Source organism: Sulfitobacter sp. CB2047 (assembly GCF_000735125.2).
GTDB classification, from domain to species: domain Bacteria; phylum Pseudomonadota; class Alphaproteobacteria; order Rhodobacterales; family Rhodobacteraceae; genus Sulfitobacter; species Sulfitobacter pontiacus.
In genome coordinates this window covers 2,933,994-2,950,506 of record NZ_CP072613.1, presented here as the reverse complement: position 1 = coordinate 2,950,506, position 16,513 = coordinate 2,933,994, and the positions used below count along the sequence as shown (strand labels likewise).

Sequence of the window (16,513 nt, the reverse complement as noted above, 5' to 3'; positions counted from 1 at the left end):
CAGCTTTCGGCGGGAAAAGCTTAGGAGCCTGAAACTATGGACCATTTCCTGTACCGCGATGGCGCGCTGTTCGCCGAGGATGTCGCCATCTCCGAGATCGCAGCCGCGGTCGGCACACCCTTTTACGTCTATTCAACCGCCACGCTGTTGCGCCACTTCAAGGCTTTTGACGATGCGCTGGACGGGATGGACCATCTGGTCTGCTACGCGATGAAGGCGAACTCGAACCAAGCGGTTCTGAAAACGCTCGCGCAGGCGGGGGCGGGCATGGATGTGGTGTCGGCGGGGGAATACCTGCGTGCCAAGGCGGCAGGCGTGCCCGGCGACAAGATCGTGTTCTCGGGCGTGGGCAAGACCGTGTCGGAAATCCGGCTCGCGCTTGAGGGCGGCATCCGCCAGTTCAACGTCGAATCCGAACCCGAGATGGAGGTGCTGGACGCCGTCGCACGGTCGATGGACAAGGTCGCGCCGATCACCATCCGCGTGAACCCCGATGTCGACGCCAAAACCCATGCCAAGATCGCGACGGGCAAGTCCGAGAATAAATTCGGTATCCCCATTGCCCGCGCCCGCGAGGTCTACCGCATGGCCGCCGCGATGCCGGGCCTAGAGGTCGTGGGCATCGATGTGCACATCGGCAGCCAGCTGACCGATTTGACGCCGTTCGAACTGGCGTACCAGAAGGTTGCCGAACTGACAGAGCAGCTGCGCGCCGACGGGCATACCATCCGTCGTCTGGATTTGGGCGGCGGGCTGGGAATCCCCTATGAGCGTAGCAATGCCGCCCCGCCGCTGCCCACGGATTACGGCGCGATGGTGCAAAAGACGCTTGGCCACCTGGGCTGCGAGATCGAGATCGAGCCGGGCCGCCTGATCGCGGGCAACGCCGGCCTCATGGTGAGCGAGGTGATCTATGTCAAATCCGGCGAGGGCCGCGATTTCCTGATCATCGACGGTGCGATGAACGACCTGATCCGCCCCGCCATGTACGAAGCCCATCACGATATCATCCCCGTCGTCGAAGCCGAAGCAGGGGCCGAGCAGCAGCCCTATGACATCGTCGGGCCGGTCTGCGAATCCGGTGATACCTTTGCCAAGCAGCGCATGATGCCAAAGCTGGCGGCGGGCGATCTGGTGGCCTTCCGCAGTGCCGGTGCCTATGGCGCGGTGATGGCCAGCGAATACAACTCTCGTGCGCTGATCCCCGAGGTGCTGGTCCATGGCGATCAATTTGCGGTTATCCGCCGACGCCCGACCTTTGACGAAATGATAAATCGCGATACCATTCCTGAATGGCTGTGACCGCGCCTTGCGTGTCCGGCTTTTGAAAGCAGGGCCCGCATGACGTTTTTCACCGCCAAGGATGACGACCACTCGCCCGAGCAGGGTCTCAAGTCGATCCGTTGGCCCCTGCGTCTGACCTGGGCCGGTATCTGGGCCGAGGTGTTGGTGCAGGCGTTCTGGCCGCTGATCGCCTTGGTGCTGGTTGTTCTGGCGGTGCTGATGCTGGGGCTGCACGATAGCGTTCCGATGTCCGTCGTGACCGGCGCTGTCGTGGCGGTGACGCTGGCCGCTGTCGGGGGGCTGGTCTATGCGCTGCGGCATTTACGCATCCCCCGCCGGATAGAGGCGCTGACCCGCCTTGACGCCAGCCTGCCCGGACGCCCCATTCAGGCGCTGATGGATGTGCAGGCGATCGGCACGGGGGATGATGCCTCTGCTGCGGTGTGGCAGGCGCATCAGCGCCGCATGGCCGCCCGTGCCGCCGCTGCGCAGGCGGTGCCCGCGGACTTGCGCATCGCGCGCCGTGATCCTTTTGCCCTGCGCTATGTCGCGCTGCTGGCTTTCGTTACGGCGCTGGTCTTTGGGTCGGTGCTGCGCATCGGGTCGGTTGCGGGTCTGACGGCGGGCGGGGGGGCTTTGGCCTCCGGTCCGGTCTGGGAAGGCTGGGCAGAGCCGCCGCGCTATACCGGCAAGCCGACGCTGTATTTGTCCGACCTTGCGGAGGGGCCGCTGAACCTGCCTGCGGGCACGCTGATCACCCTGCGCATGTATGGCGAAGTGGGCGCGCTGTCGGTCACCGAGACCGTCTCGGGCCACTCTCAGCCAGAGGGGGACACCCCCGCCATCGTGCAGGATTTCAAAGTCAGCCAAAGCGGACAAATCGCCATCGACGGGCCGAACGGGCGCGCGTGGGACGTGACGATGCTGCCCGACGCCAAACCGCAGGTCGAGATTGCAGGCCCGCCCGAGGTGACCGCCCTTGGCGAGATGCAACTGCCCTTTGTGGCGCGGGACGACTATGGCGTAGAAGCGGGCGAGGCGCGGATCGATCTGGATCTGGCCGCTGTGGACCGCCGCTATGGGCTGGCGATTGACCCTGACCCGCGGGCCGAGATGATCGTGCCGCTGTCGCTGCCCATTGCCGGGGACCGCCGCGATTTCGAAGAGAACCTGATCGACGATTTTTCCAAACATCCTTGGGCCAACCTGCCGGTCACGGTCACGCTGAGCGTGCTGGATGCGTCGGAACAACAGGCGACCACCCCGCCAACGCAGATGACCCTGCCGGGACGGCGCTTTTTCGATCCGCTGGCGGCGGCCGTCATTGAACAACGGCGCGATCTGCTGTGGGCAAAGGGCAACGCCGACACCCTCGCGCAGGTTTTGCGGGCGGTGTCCTATCGTCCGGAGGATGTGTTCCGCTCTGACACGGCGGCGCTGCGCTTGCGGCGGCTGATTGAACGGATCGAAATTCGCGCCCGCTATGGTTTGTCCGACGAGGTGCAGACCGAGATCGCGGATGATCTGTGGGATCTGGCGATTGAACTGGAGGAAGGCGTGCTGGCCGATGCGCTGGACCGGATGCGCCGCGCACAGGAGCGTTTGCAAGAGGCGATGAAGAACGGTGCCTCGGACGCCGAGATCGCAGAGCTGATGGAAGAGCTGCGCCGCGCCACCGACGACTATATGCGCCAGTTGCAACGCCAACAGGCGCAAGAAGGTGAGAACGGCGACCAGCAGCAAGGCCAGCAGGGCGAGACCATGCAGATGACGCAGGACGACCTGCAGCGCATGATGGACCGGATTCAGGAACTGATGGAGCAGGGCCGCATGGCCGAGGCCGAACAGGCACTGCGCGAACTGCAAGAGATGATGGAGAACATGCGTGTTACCCAAGGCCAGCCGGGCGAAGGTGGGCAATCCGAGGGTGAACAGGCGATGGAGGGGCTGGCCGATAGCCTGCGTGAGCAGCAAGAGCTAAGCGATCAGGCGTTCCGCGATTTGCAGGACAGGTTCAACCCCAATGCCGATGACGGCCAGCAACAGGGGCAGGACCAGGGCCAGCAACCCGGCCCGCAACAGGAGGGCAACCAGCCCGGCCAACCGGGGCAGCAGCCGGGCCAGGGCGAACCGGGGCAGGGACAGGGATCGATCGCCGACCGTCAGCAAGCGCTGCGCGATGAGCTGCGCCGTCAGGAAGGGCGTCTGCCCGGTGGCGGCACCCCCGAAGGTGATGCCGCGCGCGATGCGCTGGACCGTGCCGGCCGCGCGATGGACGGCGCCGAAGAGGCTTTGCGCCGCGACGATCTGGCCGAAGCGATCGATAACCAGTCGCAGGCGATGGAAGCGCTGCGCGAGGGTATGCGCGCCTTGGGCGAGGCGATGGAACAGGATCAGCAGGCGTCCGAGCCAGGGCAAGGCACCGCGCAGGGCAACCGCCGTGCCGAAAACACGGACCCTTTAGGGCGCGAGCAGGGGGCGAATGGCGCGCAGGGGTCAGAGGGTGATCTGGCGCTGGACAATGACGCCTATGGCCGCGCGCGTGAACTGCTGGACGAGATCCGTCGCCGCTCGGGCGAGGCGACGCGGCCGGAGGTCGAACGCGACTACCTGCGCCGTCTGCTGGACCGCTTCTGATAGGATTGATGACGCAAGGACGGGGCCGCCAAAAGGACGGGCCCGATCCGTTTTAGCTGCCCGACTGCGACGCCCGTGCATCCAGCCATTGCAGCGTTGATTGCAACATCTCGTCCAGCCATTGGCGCGCGCTGTCCACCTGCGCGACGTAAAGCGCAAGATAGGGGCGCAGCGCGGGAACCGCCTCCGAGATTTGCGGCGAAAAGACGTATAGCAGCACCAGCACAGAGGCGAGCGCGACAATCAGCACGAACCCGCGGCTGAACCCGCTACGCTGTTTCGTGTCCGCATGGGTATCGCGCCCGGCGTCTGCGCCCGTGTTCGGGATGACGCGCCGTTCTGATCCGGTGCGCAGGGTGGAGTTGATCTCTTCGATATCGGGCAGCAATTCGCGGCGCGATGCAACGGCCGCCGCGGCGGCTGTGGTCTCGGCAGCGCGGTGCTGCTCTTCGCCGCGCAGACGAGACATGCGGGCCTTGGCCTGCTGCGCGCGATCGCTTTCGCTGGGTTGGTCTGCTTCTTCAAGCCCCAGATCAGGCTGGCTTTCAAGGGTCTGAGCCTGACGACGACGGCGGGCTTCTTGTTCCGCCTCGGCCTCTTGCCGGAGAATATCGGCGACCGAAGGGTCAAGCTGCTTGCGCGGTGGCGGGGCGGGATGCGCGGGTTCGCCCGCGTCGGGGGCTTCCGCTGCGTCTTCGTCGGGCTCGGGCGGGCTTGCTGGGGCGGGCGAATCTACATCGCGTTCGGGCACGACGCCATTATCCGCATCCTCGCGCGCGGACAGAGCGGCGGAAACCGTGCTGATCCTGCTGTCGTCCTCGTCATCGAGAGGGGGGAAATCGGGGTGGTGCTGGAACCAGGTCTGGCCACAGTTCGAACATTGCACATCGCGACCGGAAGAGGGCATCACCTCGTCCGGGACCTCGTACTGCGCATCGCAATTGGGACAGATCAGTCTCATGTTGCGCCCCGAACCATTGGAAACCTCTTCGTTTTCACGTCAGATCAACCTTATGTCCTAGAAAACCGTAGGAAAAGTGCAATCTTCATGCAATGGCTGCGCCGGGGTGCATTGAAACCCAAGCGGTGCTGGGGCACAACAGTTCAAACCAAGCGGGATATGCGTGTGATCGAGTTTGAAAACGTGGCCTACAGCTATGGCGGGGGCGAGCTTTTGTCCGATATCTCGGTCAAGCTGGCGCCGGGGTCGTTCCATTTTCTGACGGGTCCGTCCGGCTCTGGCAAGACCACTTTGATGAAGCTCTGCTATGGCGCGCTGCTGCCCACGGCGGGGCATGTGTCGTTGTTTGGCAAGGACGTGCGTGCGATGGACCGCGATGATATCGCGATGATCCGGCGACGTGTCGGTGTGGTGCACCAAGATTGCCAATTCCTGAACCATTTGCCGGTTGCCGAAAACATCGGTTTGCCGCTGACCGTGTCGGGCCGCCATGCGGAAACCGGCGGGGACGACCTGCTTGAGCTGCTGTCGTGGGTCGGGCTGAGCAGCCGCGCCGATGCCCTGCCGCCAGAGCTGTCGGGCGGTGAGCGCCAGCGTGCGGCGCTGGCCCGTGCGGTGATCATGTCGCCAGATGTGGTGCTTGCAGATGAACCCACCGGCAACGTCGATTGGGAAATGTCGCAGCGCCTGCTTCGCCTGCTGGTAGAACTGAACCGCATGGGCAAGACCGTGTTGATCGCGACCCACGATCTGGGGCTGATCCGTGCCACCAAGGCGCAGGTGCAGGCGCGCGTTTTGCGTATCGCCAACCGGCGCATCCAGCTGGCGGGGGCGGATCTATGAAGATGTTGCGCATTGCGCTGACCGCGCTGTGGAACGGCGACCGTCAGGCGGACCGTGTGGTGCCGCCGTCGGGATTTACCGCGCAGTTGACCTTGTTTGCCGCGGGAACAATGGCGTTTCTGGCGGTCTTTGCGCTGGCGCTGTCGCTGGCGTCGGGACGGTTGGCGAATATCTGGGGGCAAGAGCTGGCACGCACCGCGACGATCCGTGTTGTGGCCCCTATCGACCAGCGCAGCGCCCAGACCGAGGCCGCTTTGCGCATCCTCGAGACGACCAAAGGCGTCGCCACAGCCCGCGCCCTCACGGATGAAGAGCAGCAATCCCTGCTGGCCCCCTGGTTCGGTCCAGAACTGGCCATTGATGCCCTGCCGGTGCCCCGCCTGATCGAGATCATCGAAGAGGACGACGGCATGGACGCCGATGGCCTGCGCCTGCGTCTCGCGGCAGAGGTGCCAGGGGCGGTTCTGGACAATCACAGCCGCTGGCGCGCGCCGCTGGTCAAGGCCGCGTCGCGGCTGAAGCTTCTGGGCTGGGTCTCCATGATCCTGATCATCGCGACGCTGGCCGCGATGGTGACACTTGCCGCCAATGCGGCGCTGTCGGCCAACGCTCAGGTCATTGCCGTTTTGCGTCTGGTGGGCGCGACCGACAGCTATATCGCGCAGGCCTTTATCCGGCGTTTCACCCTGCGTGCGCTGACCGGCGCTGCGGCGGGCACGGGGGTCGGGCTGCTGGCGATACTGCTGTTGCCAAGCACCGCTGACGCGGCGGGCTTTCTGACGGGTTTAGGCTTTCAGGGCTGGCACTGGGTTGTGCCGCTGGTGATCCCGTTTCTGTCCGGTGGTGTCGCCTTTGCGGCCACAGGGGCGGCCGCGCGCCGTACATTAAAGGAACTCGCATAATGTTGCAGTGGATACGATCGTTGACCTTCATCGTGCTGGCCACGGTCTATATGCCGCTTTTGGGGCTGCTTTACGCGCCTTGGGCGATGTTCTCGCGGCGGGGGGCCTATGCGGCGTGCAAGGCCTATGCGGCGGGGACCATGTGGATGGCGAAGGTCATCGTCGGGTTGCGGTGCGAGGTGCGGGGCGACGTGCCGGACGGGGCCGTGTTGGTCGCTGCCAAACATCAGTCTTTCCTTGATATCCTGATGATCTTTCACATTCTGCCGCGCGCGAAATTTATCATGAAACGCGAGATCCTGATGACCCCGGTGATCGGGCAATATGCCAAGCGCATGCAAATGGTCGCGGTGAACCGTGGCAAACGTGGCGCGGCGATTTCCAAGATGCTGGCCGATGTCAAAGCGGGCGAGGCCGAACCGGGCCAGCTTGTCATCTATTCGCAGGGCACACGCGTCGCGCCCGGCCTGTCGGTCCCCTATAAGGCAGGCACTGCCGCACTGTACGAGCAGATGAACCAGCCTTGCGTCCCCGTCGCCACCAACGCGGGTTACTTCTGGCCACGGCGCGGGCTGTACCGGCGTCCGGGTGTGGCAGTGGTCGAGTTCCTGACCCCCATCGCGCCGGGGTTGGAGCGGGCCGCCTTCATGAAACGGCTTGAAGAAACGGTCGAGACACGGTCGGACGCGCTCTTGGCCGAGGCGGGGTTCAAAGCCCCTCAACCGAGCTAGGCGCTTCCCATACCGATCGGCGCGCACGACGGATAGAGCACGACGGTTAGAACACAAAAAAGGGTGGGCCAAACGGTCCACCCTTTGTCGTTTCGATGCAGTCGGCTGCCTTACATGTGGATCGGGCCATCGCCACAGGCCAGCGCCGCTTCGCGGACCGCTTCGGAGTAGGTCGGGTGCGCGTGGCAGGTCATCGCCAGATCCTCGGCAGAGGCTCCGAATTCCATCGCAACGCAGACCTCGTGAATCAGATCGCCTGCGCCGGGGCCGATGATATGCGCGCCGAGGATGCGGTCGGTTTCCTTGTCGGCGATCAGCTTGACGAAGCCTTCGCCCGCGAAGACGGCCTTGGCACGGGCGTTGCCCATAAAGCTGAATTTGCCGACCTTATAGGCGCGGCCTGCTTCTTTCAGCTGCTCTTCGGTGGCACCGACATTGGCAACCTCGGGGTGGGTGTAGATCACGCCGGGGATCACGCCATAGTTCACGTGGCCATGTTTGCCCGCCACGACCTCTGCTGCGGCCATGCCTTCGTCTTCGGCCTTATGCGCCAGCATCGGGCCTTCAATGACGTCGCCGATGGCGTAGATGCCTTTGACCGAGGTTTCCCAGGTGTCGCTTACCGCGATCTGGCCGCGTTTGGTCAGCTCGACGCCCAGACCTTCAAGGCCCAGACCGTCGTGGAACGGCTTGCGGCCTGTGGAGACAAGAACAACATCGGCGTCAAGCGTGTGTTCGCTGTCATCCTTGCGCAGCTTGTAGGTCACCTTGGCTTTGGTCTTGGAGGCTTCGGTGCCTTGTACGGCGGCACCCATGACAAAGTTGACGCCCTGCTTTTTCAGGATGCGCATAAAGTTCTTCTGCACTTCGCCATCCATGCCGGGGGTGATCGCATCGAGATATTCGACAACGGTCACCTCGGCCCCCAAACGCGCGTAGACAGAGCCGAGTTCGAGCCCGATGACGCCCGCGCCGATCACGACCAGCTTTTTCGGGATCTTGTTCAGCGACAGTGCACCAGTGGAGGTGACGACGACCTTTTCGTCAACCTCGACACCGGGAAGGGCAGAGGGTTCGGACCCTGTGGCGATGATGATGTTCTTGGCCTCGTGGATCTCGTCGCCGACCTTGACCTTGCCGGCTTCGGGGATGGTGGCCCAGCCTTTGATCCAGTCGATCTTGTTCTTCTTGAACAGGAACTCGATCCCCTTGGTGTTGGTGTCGATCGTGTTCTGTTTGTAGGTCTGCATCTGCGCCCAATCGACCGAAGGGCTTTTGCCCTTGAGGCCCATATCGGCAAAGTTGTGTTCGGCTTCGTGCAGCATATGCGTGGCATGCAGCAGCGCCTTGGACGGGATACAGCCGACGTTCAGGCAGGTGCCGCCCAACGTCTCGCGGCCCTCGACACAGGCGGTTTTGAGGCCCAGTTGGGCGCAGCGGATGGCGGATACATAGCCGCCGGGGCCGGAGCCGATGATGATGACATCGTAGCTGGACATGGAAGGTCTCCTTGGTGGTCGGGAATTGGGGTAGAGTAGAAGAGGTGGCGTTCAGGCATGAAGGGGCGGGGCGTGTTGTGGTCAAGGCTAGGGGGCGCTGCCCCCGTGTGCAAGCGCACGCCCCCGGGATCTATGCCATTTGGAAGATCAAAACAGCGCGGCCAGCAGCATCAGCACCGTAGCACCCAGGCCAACGGCCCAGATCAGCGAGCGTCCGGGACGCAGGCCAAGCGCATAGGCTGGCACATAGGCGACGCGGGCCGCGAGGAAGATCCATGCGAGAATGGCGGTGTAGGTCGTGTTCTGGCCGGACATCTGCAGCACCACGACGGCGACGGCGAAAAGCGCCAGCGCTTCGAACATATTGTTGAAGGCGCGGCCCAGACGGGCGGTCCTGTCAGAGAGCGATTTCGACGGTTCTCGGTCGCGCGCGGACATGGTGTAGCCGGGGCCGACCTCGCGGTTGGCAGGGATCGCATAGGCCACAAAGGTCACGACCTGAAGCAGCGCCGCGAGGGTCAGAACAGTGAGTTCGGGTGTCATCTTGGCGGTCCGCTATAGCGCGAGGAAATAGAGAATGGCGGTGGCGGCAAAGCCCGCCAGCCATGCGAGGGTCCGGATCGCGGGCACGCCAAGCGCATAGACCGGCAGATAGATGATCCGCGCGATGAGGAAGACCTGCGCGGCCAGCAGGGACGTGGCATTGGTGCGGTCCAGCATTTCGAGGATCAGCACCGCCGGGGCAAAGAGCGCCATTGCCACGATGGAGTTGTCCAATGCGCGTTTAAGCCGGGCCGTCATGCCGGTCATCGACCGGTCCTCGTCGCGCGACGAGAGCAGATAGCCCAGGCTGAGTTGTTGCGCACCGCCCAGAACCTGAAGCAAGATTGTCAGCATAACGAGCAGGCCATAGGCGGCGAGTATCGTGGTCTCTGTCATCATTTGTCCTTTCTGGGCGGTGGGTGTGGTGGGTTACAGGTCCATCAGCAGGCGGCGTGGGTCTTCGAGCGCTTCTTTCACGCGGACGAGGAAGGTCACGGCACCTTTGCCGTCCACGATGCGGTGGTCATAGCTGAGCGCCAGATACATCATCGGACGGATCACGACCTGACCATTGATTGCCATCGGGCGGTCCTGAATCTTGTGCATCCCGAGGATACCCGATTGTGGCGGGTTCAGGATCGGCGAGGACATCAGCGAGCCATAGACACCACCGTTAGAGATAGTGAACGTGCCGCCCTGCATTTCCGCCATGGAGAGTTTGCCGTCGCGGGCCTTGGCCCCCAGTTCACCGATTTCCTTTTCGATGTCGGCAAAGGACATCGCTTGCGCGTCCTTGACCACGGGCACGACCAGACCGGTGGGTGTGCCGGCCGCGATGCCCATGTTGACGTAGTTCTTGTAGACCACATCGGTGCCGTCGATTTCGGCATTCACTTCGGGCACTTCGTTCAGGGCGTGGATACAGGCCTTGGTGAAGAAGGACATGAAGCCGAGTTTGACGCCGTGCTTTTTCAGGAACAGGTCTTTGTATTCGTTCCGAAGGGCCATGATCTCTGTCATGTCGACCTCGTTATAGGTCGTGAGCATGGCGGCGGTGTTCTGGCTGTCTTTCAGACGTTTCGCGATGGTCTGGCGCAGACGGGTCATCTTGACGCGTTCCTCGCGGGCGGCGTCCTGGGGGGCCGATGGGGCGCGTGGCGCGGCTGCGGCAGGTTTTGACGCGTTCTTGCCAGCGGCAACGGCCTTGGCCACGTCTTCCTTCATCACACGTCCGTCACGGCCTGTGCCGGTGACCTGATCGCGGCTGATGCCGGCTTCGGCCATGGCTTTCTTGGCGGAAGGCGCGTCTTCGACATCGCCCGAGGGCGCGTTGCCGGGGGCAGGGACCTGACCGCCCGCTTTGGGTTCAGCGGTATCATCGGCGGGTTTGCTTGCGCTGCCGCCTTCGCCTTGGCTGATCACGGCGAGCTTGCCGTTGGCCTCGACCGTGCTGCCTTCTTCGGCGATGATCTGGGTCAGCGTGCCCGATGTCGGCGCGGGCACTTCGACGCTGACCTTGTCGGTTTCCAGCTCGCACAGCATTTCATCGGCTTCGACGTGGTCACCGACGTTCTTGAACCACGTGCTGACGGTCGCCTCGGACACGGATTCGCCCAAGGTGGGGACCATGACGTCGACATCATCCGCAGCGTCGCGGGGTTTCACGTCTTCGGCACCAGCATCGACCGCCTTGGGGGCTTCGGATTTCGCCGGGGCCGCATCCCCTTCGGAGATATTGGCCAGCAGCGCGTCAACGCCGACGGTTTCGCCTTCGGCGGCGACGATATCGGCCAGAGTGCCCGCCACGGGGGAGGGCACTTCGACGGTGACCTTATCGGTTTCCAGCTCGCAGAGCATTTCGTCGACTGCGACGCTATCGCCGGGCTTTTTGAACCATGTTGCCACGGTCGCTTCGGTTACGGATTCACCCAAGGTAGGGACGCGTACTTCGCTTGTCATGGTTATTTTCCTTCGATGGTCAGCGCTTCGTCAACGAGGGCTGCTTGTTGTGCTTTGTGTTGGGAGGCAAGGCCGGTCGCAGGCGAGGCCGAGGTGGCGCGACCGACATAGGTCGGACGGGTGTGGGTGGCGTCGATACGGCCCAGAACCCATTCGATATTGGGTTCGATGAAGGACCATGCCCCTTGGTTCTTGGGCTCTTCCTGACACCATACCATTTCCGCATTCTTAAAGCGTTCCAGCTCTTTCACAGCGGATTGCGCGGGGAACGGGTAGAATTGTTCGAAACGCAGCAGGTAGATGTCGTCGATGCCACGGGCGTCGCGTTCTTCCAGCAGGTCGTAATAGACCTTGCCCGAACACATGACGACGCGCTTGATCTTGTCGTCCGCCGCCAATGTGGTGTCCGAGTTGCCCTGTTCCGCATCGTCCCAGAGGACGCGGTGGAAAGAGGAGCCGGTGGTGAATTCCTCGGCCTTGCTGACGGCCAGCTTGTGGCGCAGCAGGGATTTCGGCGTCATCAGCATCAGCGGCTTGCGGTAGCTGCGGTGCAGCTGGCGGCGCAGCAGGTGGAAGTAGTTCGCGGGCGTGGTGCAGTTCGCCACGATCCAGTTGTCGCCGCCGCACATGGTCAGGAAGCGTTCCAGACGCGCGGAGGAGTGTTCGGGCCCTTGCCCTTCATAGCCATGGGGCATCAGGCAGACGAGGCCGGACATGCGCAGCCATTTGCTTTCGCCCGAGGAAATGAACTGGTCGAACATGATCTGCGCGCCGTTGGCAAAGTCGCCGAACTGCGCTTCCCACAGGGTCAGCGCGTTGGGTTCCGCCAGCGAGTAGCCGTATTCAAAGCCCAGAACCGCGTATTCCGACAGCATGGAGTCGATGACTTCGTATTCTGCCTGACCTTCGCGGATGTGGTTCAGCGGGTAGTAGCGGTCTTCGTTTTCCTGATTGATCAGGGCCGAGTGACGCTGCGAGAAGGTGCCACGGGCGGAGTCCTGACCGGACAGGCGGACCTTGTACCCTTCGGTCAAGAGCGAGCCAAAGGCCAGCGCCTCGGCTGTGGCCCAGTCGAAGCCTTCGCCGGATTTGAACATCTCGGCCTTGGCGTCCAGCAGGCGCGCCACGGTTTTATGCAGCGGGAAGCCGTCGGGTGCGGCGGTCAGCGCCTTGCCCACATCCGCCATGGTTTCGGCGGCGATGGCTGTCTTGCCACGCTGGTATTTCTTTTCCTTGGCCTTATCGAGGTGCGACCACTTGCCATCCAGCCAATCGGCCTTGTTGGGGCGGTATTCTTTGCCGGCCTCGAATTCAGTGTTCATCTTCTCCTGGAAGGCGGCTTTCATATCCTCGATCTCGCCCTCGGGGATCAGGCCGTCTTTCACCAGCCGCTCGGTATAGAGCGTCAGCGTGGTCTTTTGCTTTTTGATCTTCTTGTACATCACCGGGTTGGTGAACATCGGCTCGTCGCCTTCGTTGTGACCAAAGCGGCGGTAGCAGATCAGGTCGATGACCACGTCTTTCTTGAACTTCTGACGGAATTCCGTCGCCACGCGGGCCGCGTGCACGACCGCTTCGGGGTCGTCGCCGTTGACGTGGAAGATCGGAGCCTCGACGACCAGCGCGTTATCGGTCGGATAGGGGCTGGAGCGGCTGAAGTGCGGCGCTGTGGTGAAACCGATCTGGTTGTTCACCACGATATGCATGGTTCCGCCGGTACGGTGCCCGCGCAGGCCCGAGAGGGCGAAACATTCGGCCACGACACCCTGACCGGCGAAAGCCGCATCCCCGTGCAGCAGGATCGGCATCACGGAGGTGCGCTCCTTGTCGTTCAGCTGGTCCTGCTTGGCGCGGACCTTGCCCAGAACAACGGGGTTCACCGCTTCGAGGTGGGACGGGTTGGCGGTCAGCGACAGGTGGACGGTGTTGCCGTCGAATTCACGGTCGGAGGACGCGCCGAGGTGATATTTCACATCGCCGGAGCCGTCGACGTCATCGGGTTTAAAGCTGCCGCCCTGAAACTCGTTGAAGATCGCGCGGTAGGGTTTCTGCATGACGTTTGCCAGCACCGACAGACGGCCACGGTGCGGCATGCCGATAACGATGTCCTGAATGCCCAGCTGACCGCCGCGCTTGATGATCTGCTCCATCGCGGGGATCAGGCTTTCGCCCCCATCAAGGCCGAACCGCTTGGTGCCCATGTATTTGACGTGCAGGAATTTCTCGAAGCCTTCGGCTTCTACCAGCTTGTTCAGGATGGCTTTGCGGCCATTGCGGGTGAACTGGATTTCCTTGCCGTAGCCCTCGATCCGCTCTTTCAGCCACGCGGCCTGTTCGGGATCAGAGATGTGCATATATTGCAGCGCGAAGGTGCCGCAGTAGGTGCTTTTGACGATATCGACGATCTGTTTCATCGTCGCGATCTCGAGGCCAAGCACATTGTCGATAAAGATCGGGCGATCCATGTCCTTGGGCCCGAAGCCATAGGCGGCCGGGTCCAGTTCAGGGTGGGTGTCGCTGTCGCGCATGCCAAGCGGGTCAAGATCGGCGGCAAGGTGACCACGGATACGGTAGGCGCGGATCAGCATCAACGCGCGGATACTGTCGAGCACGGCACGTTGTACCTGCGCGTCAGACAGTTCGATCCCCTTGGAGGAGGCTTTTTCGGTAATCTTCTGACCGGCGGCTTTCGCTTCGGTCGGGACGGGCCACTGGCCGGTCAATGCAGAGGTCAGATCGTCCTGCGGGACGGGGGGCCAATCGCTGCGCGCCCAGGACGGGCCTGCGGCCTCTGCCTGAACATCGGCGTGGTCATCGTCCATCGCTTCGAAGAACGCCTGCCATGCGCCATCAACCGCATTGGGATCGCTGGCATAGCGGGCATACATTGCCTCTAGGTATTCGCCGTTCTGCCCCTCGAGAAAGGAGGTATCGTGGAACTGGTCGTTTTTGGGTTGGTCTGTCATGGCGATACCTCTGATGAGAGCGCGACGTTTAAGTAAGAGCGGCGGGGCCTGAAAAGTCAGGCCCCGCCATCTGGCGTTAGCCTTTGTTGATGGCTTCTTGAACAGCTTCACCCAGCGTTGCGGGGCTATCCGCAACAACGATGCCTGCTTCTTTCATAGCTGCGATCTTGGATTCCGCGTCACCTTTGCCGCCTGCGACGATCGCACCGGCGTGGCCCATGCGACGGCCGGGAGGGGCTGTGCGGCCCGCGATGAAACCGGCTGTGGGCTTCCAACGGCCTTTTTTCTTCTCGTCGGCCAGGAATTGTGCCGCTTCTTCTTCGGCAGAACCGCCGATTTCACCAATCATGATGATCGACTGTGTTTCTGGATCGGCCAGGAACATCTCGAGGATATCGATATGCTCGGACCCTTTGATGGGGTCGCCGCCGATACCAACCGCAGAGGATTGGCCGAGGCCAAGATCGGATGTCTGTTTCACAGCTTCGTACGTAAGCGTACCCGAGCGCGAGACAACCCCGCAGGTGCCGCGCTTGTGGATGTGGCCGGGCATGATGCCGATTTTGCAGGCGTCAGGCGTGATCACGCCGGGGCAGTTCGGCCCGATCAGGCGGGATTTGGACCCTTCGAGCGCGCGCTTGACGCGCATCATGTCCAGAACCGGGATGCCCTCGGTGATGCAGATGATCAGCTCCATCTCGGCGTCGATCGCCTCGAGGATGGAATCCGCGGCGAAGGGGGGCGGCACGTAGATGACCGTGGCGTTGGCTTCGGTGACGTGACGGGCTTCGTGGACAGAGTTGAACACGGGCAGGTCAAGATGCGTCTGGCCGCCTTTGCCGGGGGTCACACCGCCGACCATTTTGGTGCCATAGGCGATGGCCTGTTCGGTGTGGAAAGTGCCCTGCGAGCCGGTGAGGCCCTGGCAGATCACTTTGGTGTTTTCGTTTACGAGTACGGCCATGTTATGTGCTTTCTTCTCAAGTTCAATTCAGGTGGCGCCGGTCTCAGGGCGCGGTGGAAGGTGCCGCCGCCGCAAGGCGCGGCAGTCGGTATGTCAGATAGATTGCAACAGCGAACATCAGCGGGATGCCCAGTTCGCCGACTTCCTCGATGACGTAGGCCAGATCGATCTGATCCTGGCCTAGCGTGATGCCAAAGGGTTCCAGCTTGCGCGCCAGCCCGTCGGTCAGCTTGTAGACGACGATGAACAGCAGCCCGATCAACACAGCAAGCTGCGGTGCCGCGCCTTTGGCGACCCCACGGATGAAGCCCCATGTCTCGCGGCGCAACAGGATCAAACCGGTTGTGATGATCGCCAGCAGGATGACGCCGGCAACGCCCTTTTCCATCAGGCTGACGCCATCGCTGGAAAATTGCCGCGCTTTCAGCAGGCCTTCGGTGAACGGCTTTTTATCAAGGTCCAGTTCGCGGGCCGCGAACAGGGCCATGAACACCGCAAAGTACCACCGACGCGCCGCCGAAGCCGCGGGCCACAGCACGAACATCAGCAAGATGCATAGGCCATAGCCAACGACCGACAGTGTCTCGAACGGGCCGCCTTCGGCCAGCAGGGAATCCTGCATCGGCATGGGCAGCTGTGCGACGACAGCCATCATTGCGAAGACCAGAACGGTCATCCCAAAGACGATGGCCTTGCCACCGGTGACGGTTTTTTGCGCGGCCGCGGTCATTGGTTTGCCTCGTTCAGCGGGGTCAGGCGTTCGACGCGGGCAAAGGTTTCAACCCCCTGCGCACCATCGCGTACCCCCGATTGTACCACAGCCATGCGGTTGGGGTTCAGCATGACGGCGGCGCGATAGGTGGCCCCCGTCGTGACGGGAAACCCTGCGGGGACATCTACCAGATCGGTCAGGTTTTCCTGTGCCAATCCGGTGGCGATCCCCTGTTGCGCAACCTGCGGTGCCGCCCCGTCAAAGGACACTTCGCAGCGACGGTCAGTGCCCGCCGTTGCTGCCGCGCCCGTCACCGGAGACTGCGGTGCCGAGGTAAAGGGACGCAGATCATAGAAATCGACCCGTGCCCCTATGCTGCCAAGCTGTGCCTGCGCTGTCCGTGCGGTCAGACGCGGGCTGAAACAATGGTCTGCAAAGGCCTGGGCGATGTCCGCCGCGCGCGTTGTCTGTGCCATAGCGTTACTGGCCGCCCCGAAAGGGACAGCCAGCGC

At 62.8% G+C, this 16,513-nt stretch carries 14 protein-coding genes; 5 read left to right on the top strand and 9 right to left on the bottom strand.

Features of this window, described 5'->3' with window-relative positions; genetic code table 11:
• Nucleotides 1–36 precede the first annotated feature (36 nt).
• Nucleotides 37–1,302: a diaminopimelate decarboxylase gene (gene lysA / locus IV89_RS14510; RefSeq protein WP_037943238.1), complete on the top strand. Its 1,266-nt coding sequence runs from the start codon at nt 37–39 to the stop codon at nt 1,300–1,302.
• 39 nt (nt 1,303–1,341) lie between these two features.
• Nucleotides 1,342–3,921, top strand: coding sequence for a TIGR02302 family protein (locus IV89_RS14505; protein WP_037943239.1), 2,580 nt, complete (start codon nt 1,342–1,344; stop codon nt 3,919–3,921).
• Between the two features lie 52 nt (nt 3,922–3,973).
• Here IV89_RS14505 and IV89_RS14500 read toward each other — a convergent pair whose 3' ends face one another.
• Nucleotides 3,974–4,882, bottom strand: coding sequence for a zinc-ribbon domain-containing protein (locus IV89_RS14500; protein ID WP_037943241.1), 909 nt, complete (start codon nt 4,880–4,882; stop codon nt 3,974–3,976).
• A gap of 165 nt (nt 4,883–5,047) precedes the next feature.
• Here IV89_RS14500 and IV89_RS14495 point away from each other — a divergent pair, with 165 nt between their 5' ends.
• The 3 genes from IV89_RS14495 to IV89_RS14485 are packed head-to-tail and all read left to right on the top strand — an operon-like array spanning nt 5,048 to nt 7,358.
• Nucleotides 5,048–5,725, top strand: a complete 678-nt coding sequence (locus IV89_RS14495) for an ATP-binding cassette domain-containing protein (protein ID WP_037944903.1) — start codon at nt 5,048–5,050, stop codon at nt 5,723–5,725.
• Entirely contained in the window at nt 5,722–6,627 is a 906-nt protein-coding gene (locus tag IV89_RS14490) for an FtsX-like permease family protein (protein ID WP_051843895.1), read from the top strand. Before IV89_RS14495 ends, IV89_RS14490 begins: the two co-directional genes overlap by 4 nt.
• Nucleotides 6,627–7,358 carry a lysophospholipid acyltransferase family protein gene (locus IV89_RS14485; protein ID WP_037943244.1) on the top strand — a complete coding sequence of 244 codons (732 nt, stop codon included), beginning with the start codon at nt 6,627–6,629 and terminating at the stop codon, nt 7,356–7,358. Before IV89_RS14490 ends, IV89_RS14485 begins: the two co-directional genes overlap by 1 nt.
• Before the next feature lie 110 nt (nt 7,359–7,468).
• Here IV89_RS14485 and lpdA read toward each other — a convergent pair whose 3' ends face one another.
• The 8 genes from lpdA to IV89_RS14445 form a co-directional block, all read right to left on the bottom strand.
• The gene (lpdA, locus tag IV89_RS14480) at nt 7,469–8,857 is read right to left on the bottom strand and encodes a dihydrolipoyl dehydrogenase (protein ID WP_037943245.1); all 1,389 of its coding nucleotides are present in this window, start codon (nt 8,855–8,857) and stop codon (nt 7,469–7,471) included.
• Nucleotides 8,858–9,004: 147 nt separating this feature from the next.
• Nucleotides 9,005–9,400, bottom strand: coding sequence for an MAPEG family protein (locus tag IV89_RS14475; RefSeq protein WP_005851499.1), 396 nt, complete (start codon nt 9,398–9,400; stop codon nt 9,005–9,007).
• Between the two features lie 12 nt (nt 9,401–9,412).
• On the bottom strand, nt 9,413–9,799 hold the full coding sequence (locus IV89_RS14470; protein WP_005851501.1) for an MAPEG family protein: 387 nt from the start codon (nt 9,797–9,799) through the stop codon (nt 9,413–9,415).
• A gap of 30 nt (nt 9,800–9,829) precedes the next feature.
• Nucleotides 9,830–11,359 carry a 2-oxoglutarate dehydrogenase complex dihydrolipoyllysine-residue succinyltransferase gene (gene odhB / locus IV89_RS14465; RefSeq protein WP_037943251.1) on the bottom strand — a complete coding sequence of 510 codons (1,530 nt, stop codon included), beginning with the start codon at nt 11,357–11,359 and terminating at the stop codon, nt 9,830–9,832.
• Nucleotides 11,360–11,361: 2 nt separating this feature from the next.
• Nucleotides 11,362–14,325, bottom strand: a complete 2,964-nt coding sequence (locus IV89_RS14460) for a 2-oxoglutarate dehydrogenase E1 component (RefSeq protein WP_037943252.1) — start codon at nt 14,323–14,325, stop codon at nt 11,362–11,364.
• Between the two features lie 76 nt (nt 14,326–14,401).
• Nucleotides 14,402–15,289, bottom strand: a complete 888-nt coding sequence (gene sucD / locus IV89_RS14455) for a succinate--CoA ligase subunit alpha (RefSeq protein ID WP_009826038.1) — start codon at nt 15,287–15,289, stop codon at nt 14,402–14,404.
• 43 nt (nt 15,290–15,332) lie between these two features.
• A complete protein-coding gene (locus IV89_RS14450) occupies nt 15,333–16,019 on the bottom strand; it encodes a hypothetical protein (RefSeq protein ID WP_037943254.1) in 687 nt (228 codons plus the stop codon).
• Nucleotides 16,016–16,477: a hypothetical protein gene (locus tag IV89_RS14445; protein WP_037944905.1), complete on the bottom strand. Its 462-nt coding sequence runs from the start codon at nt 16,475–16,477 to the stop codon at nt 16,016–16,018. Before IV89_RS14445 ends, IV89_RS14450 begins: the two co-directional genes overlap by 4 nt.
• Nucleotides 16,478–16,513: the final 36 nt, after the last annotated feature.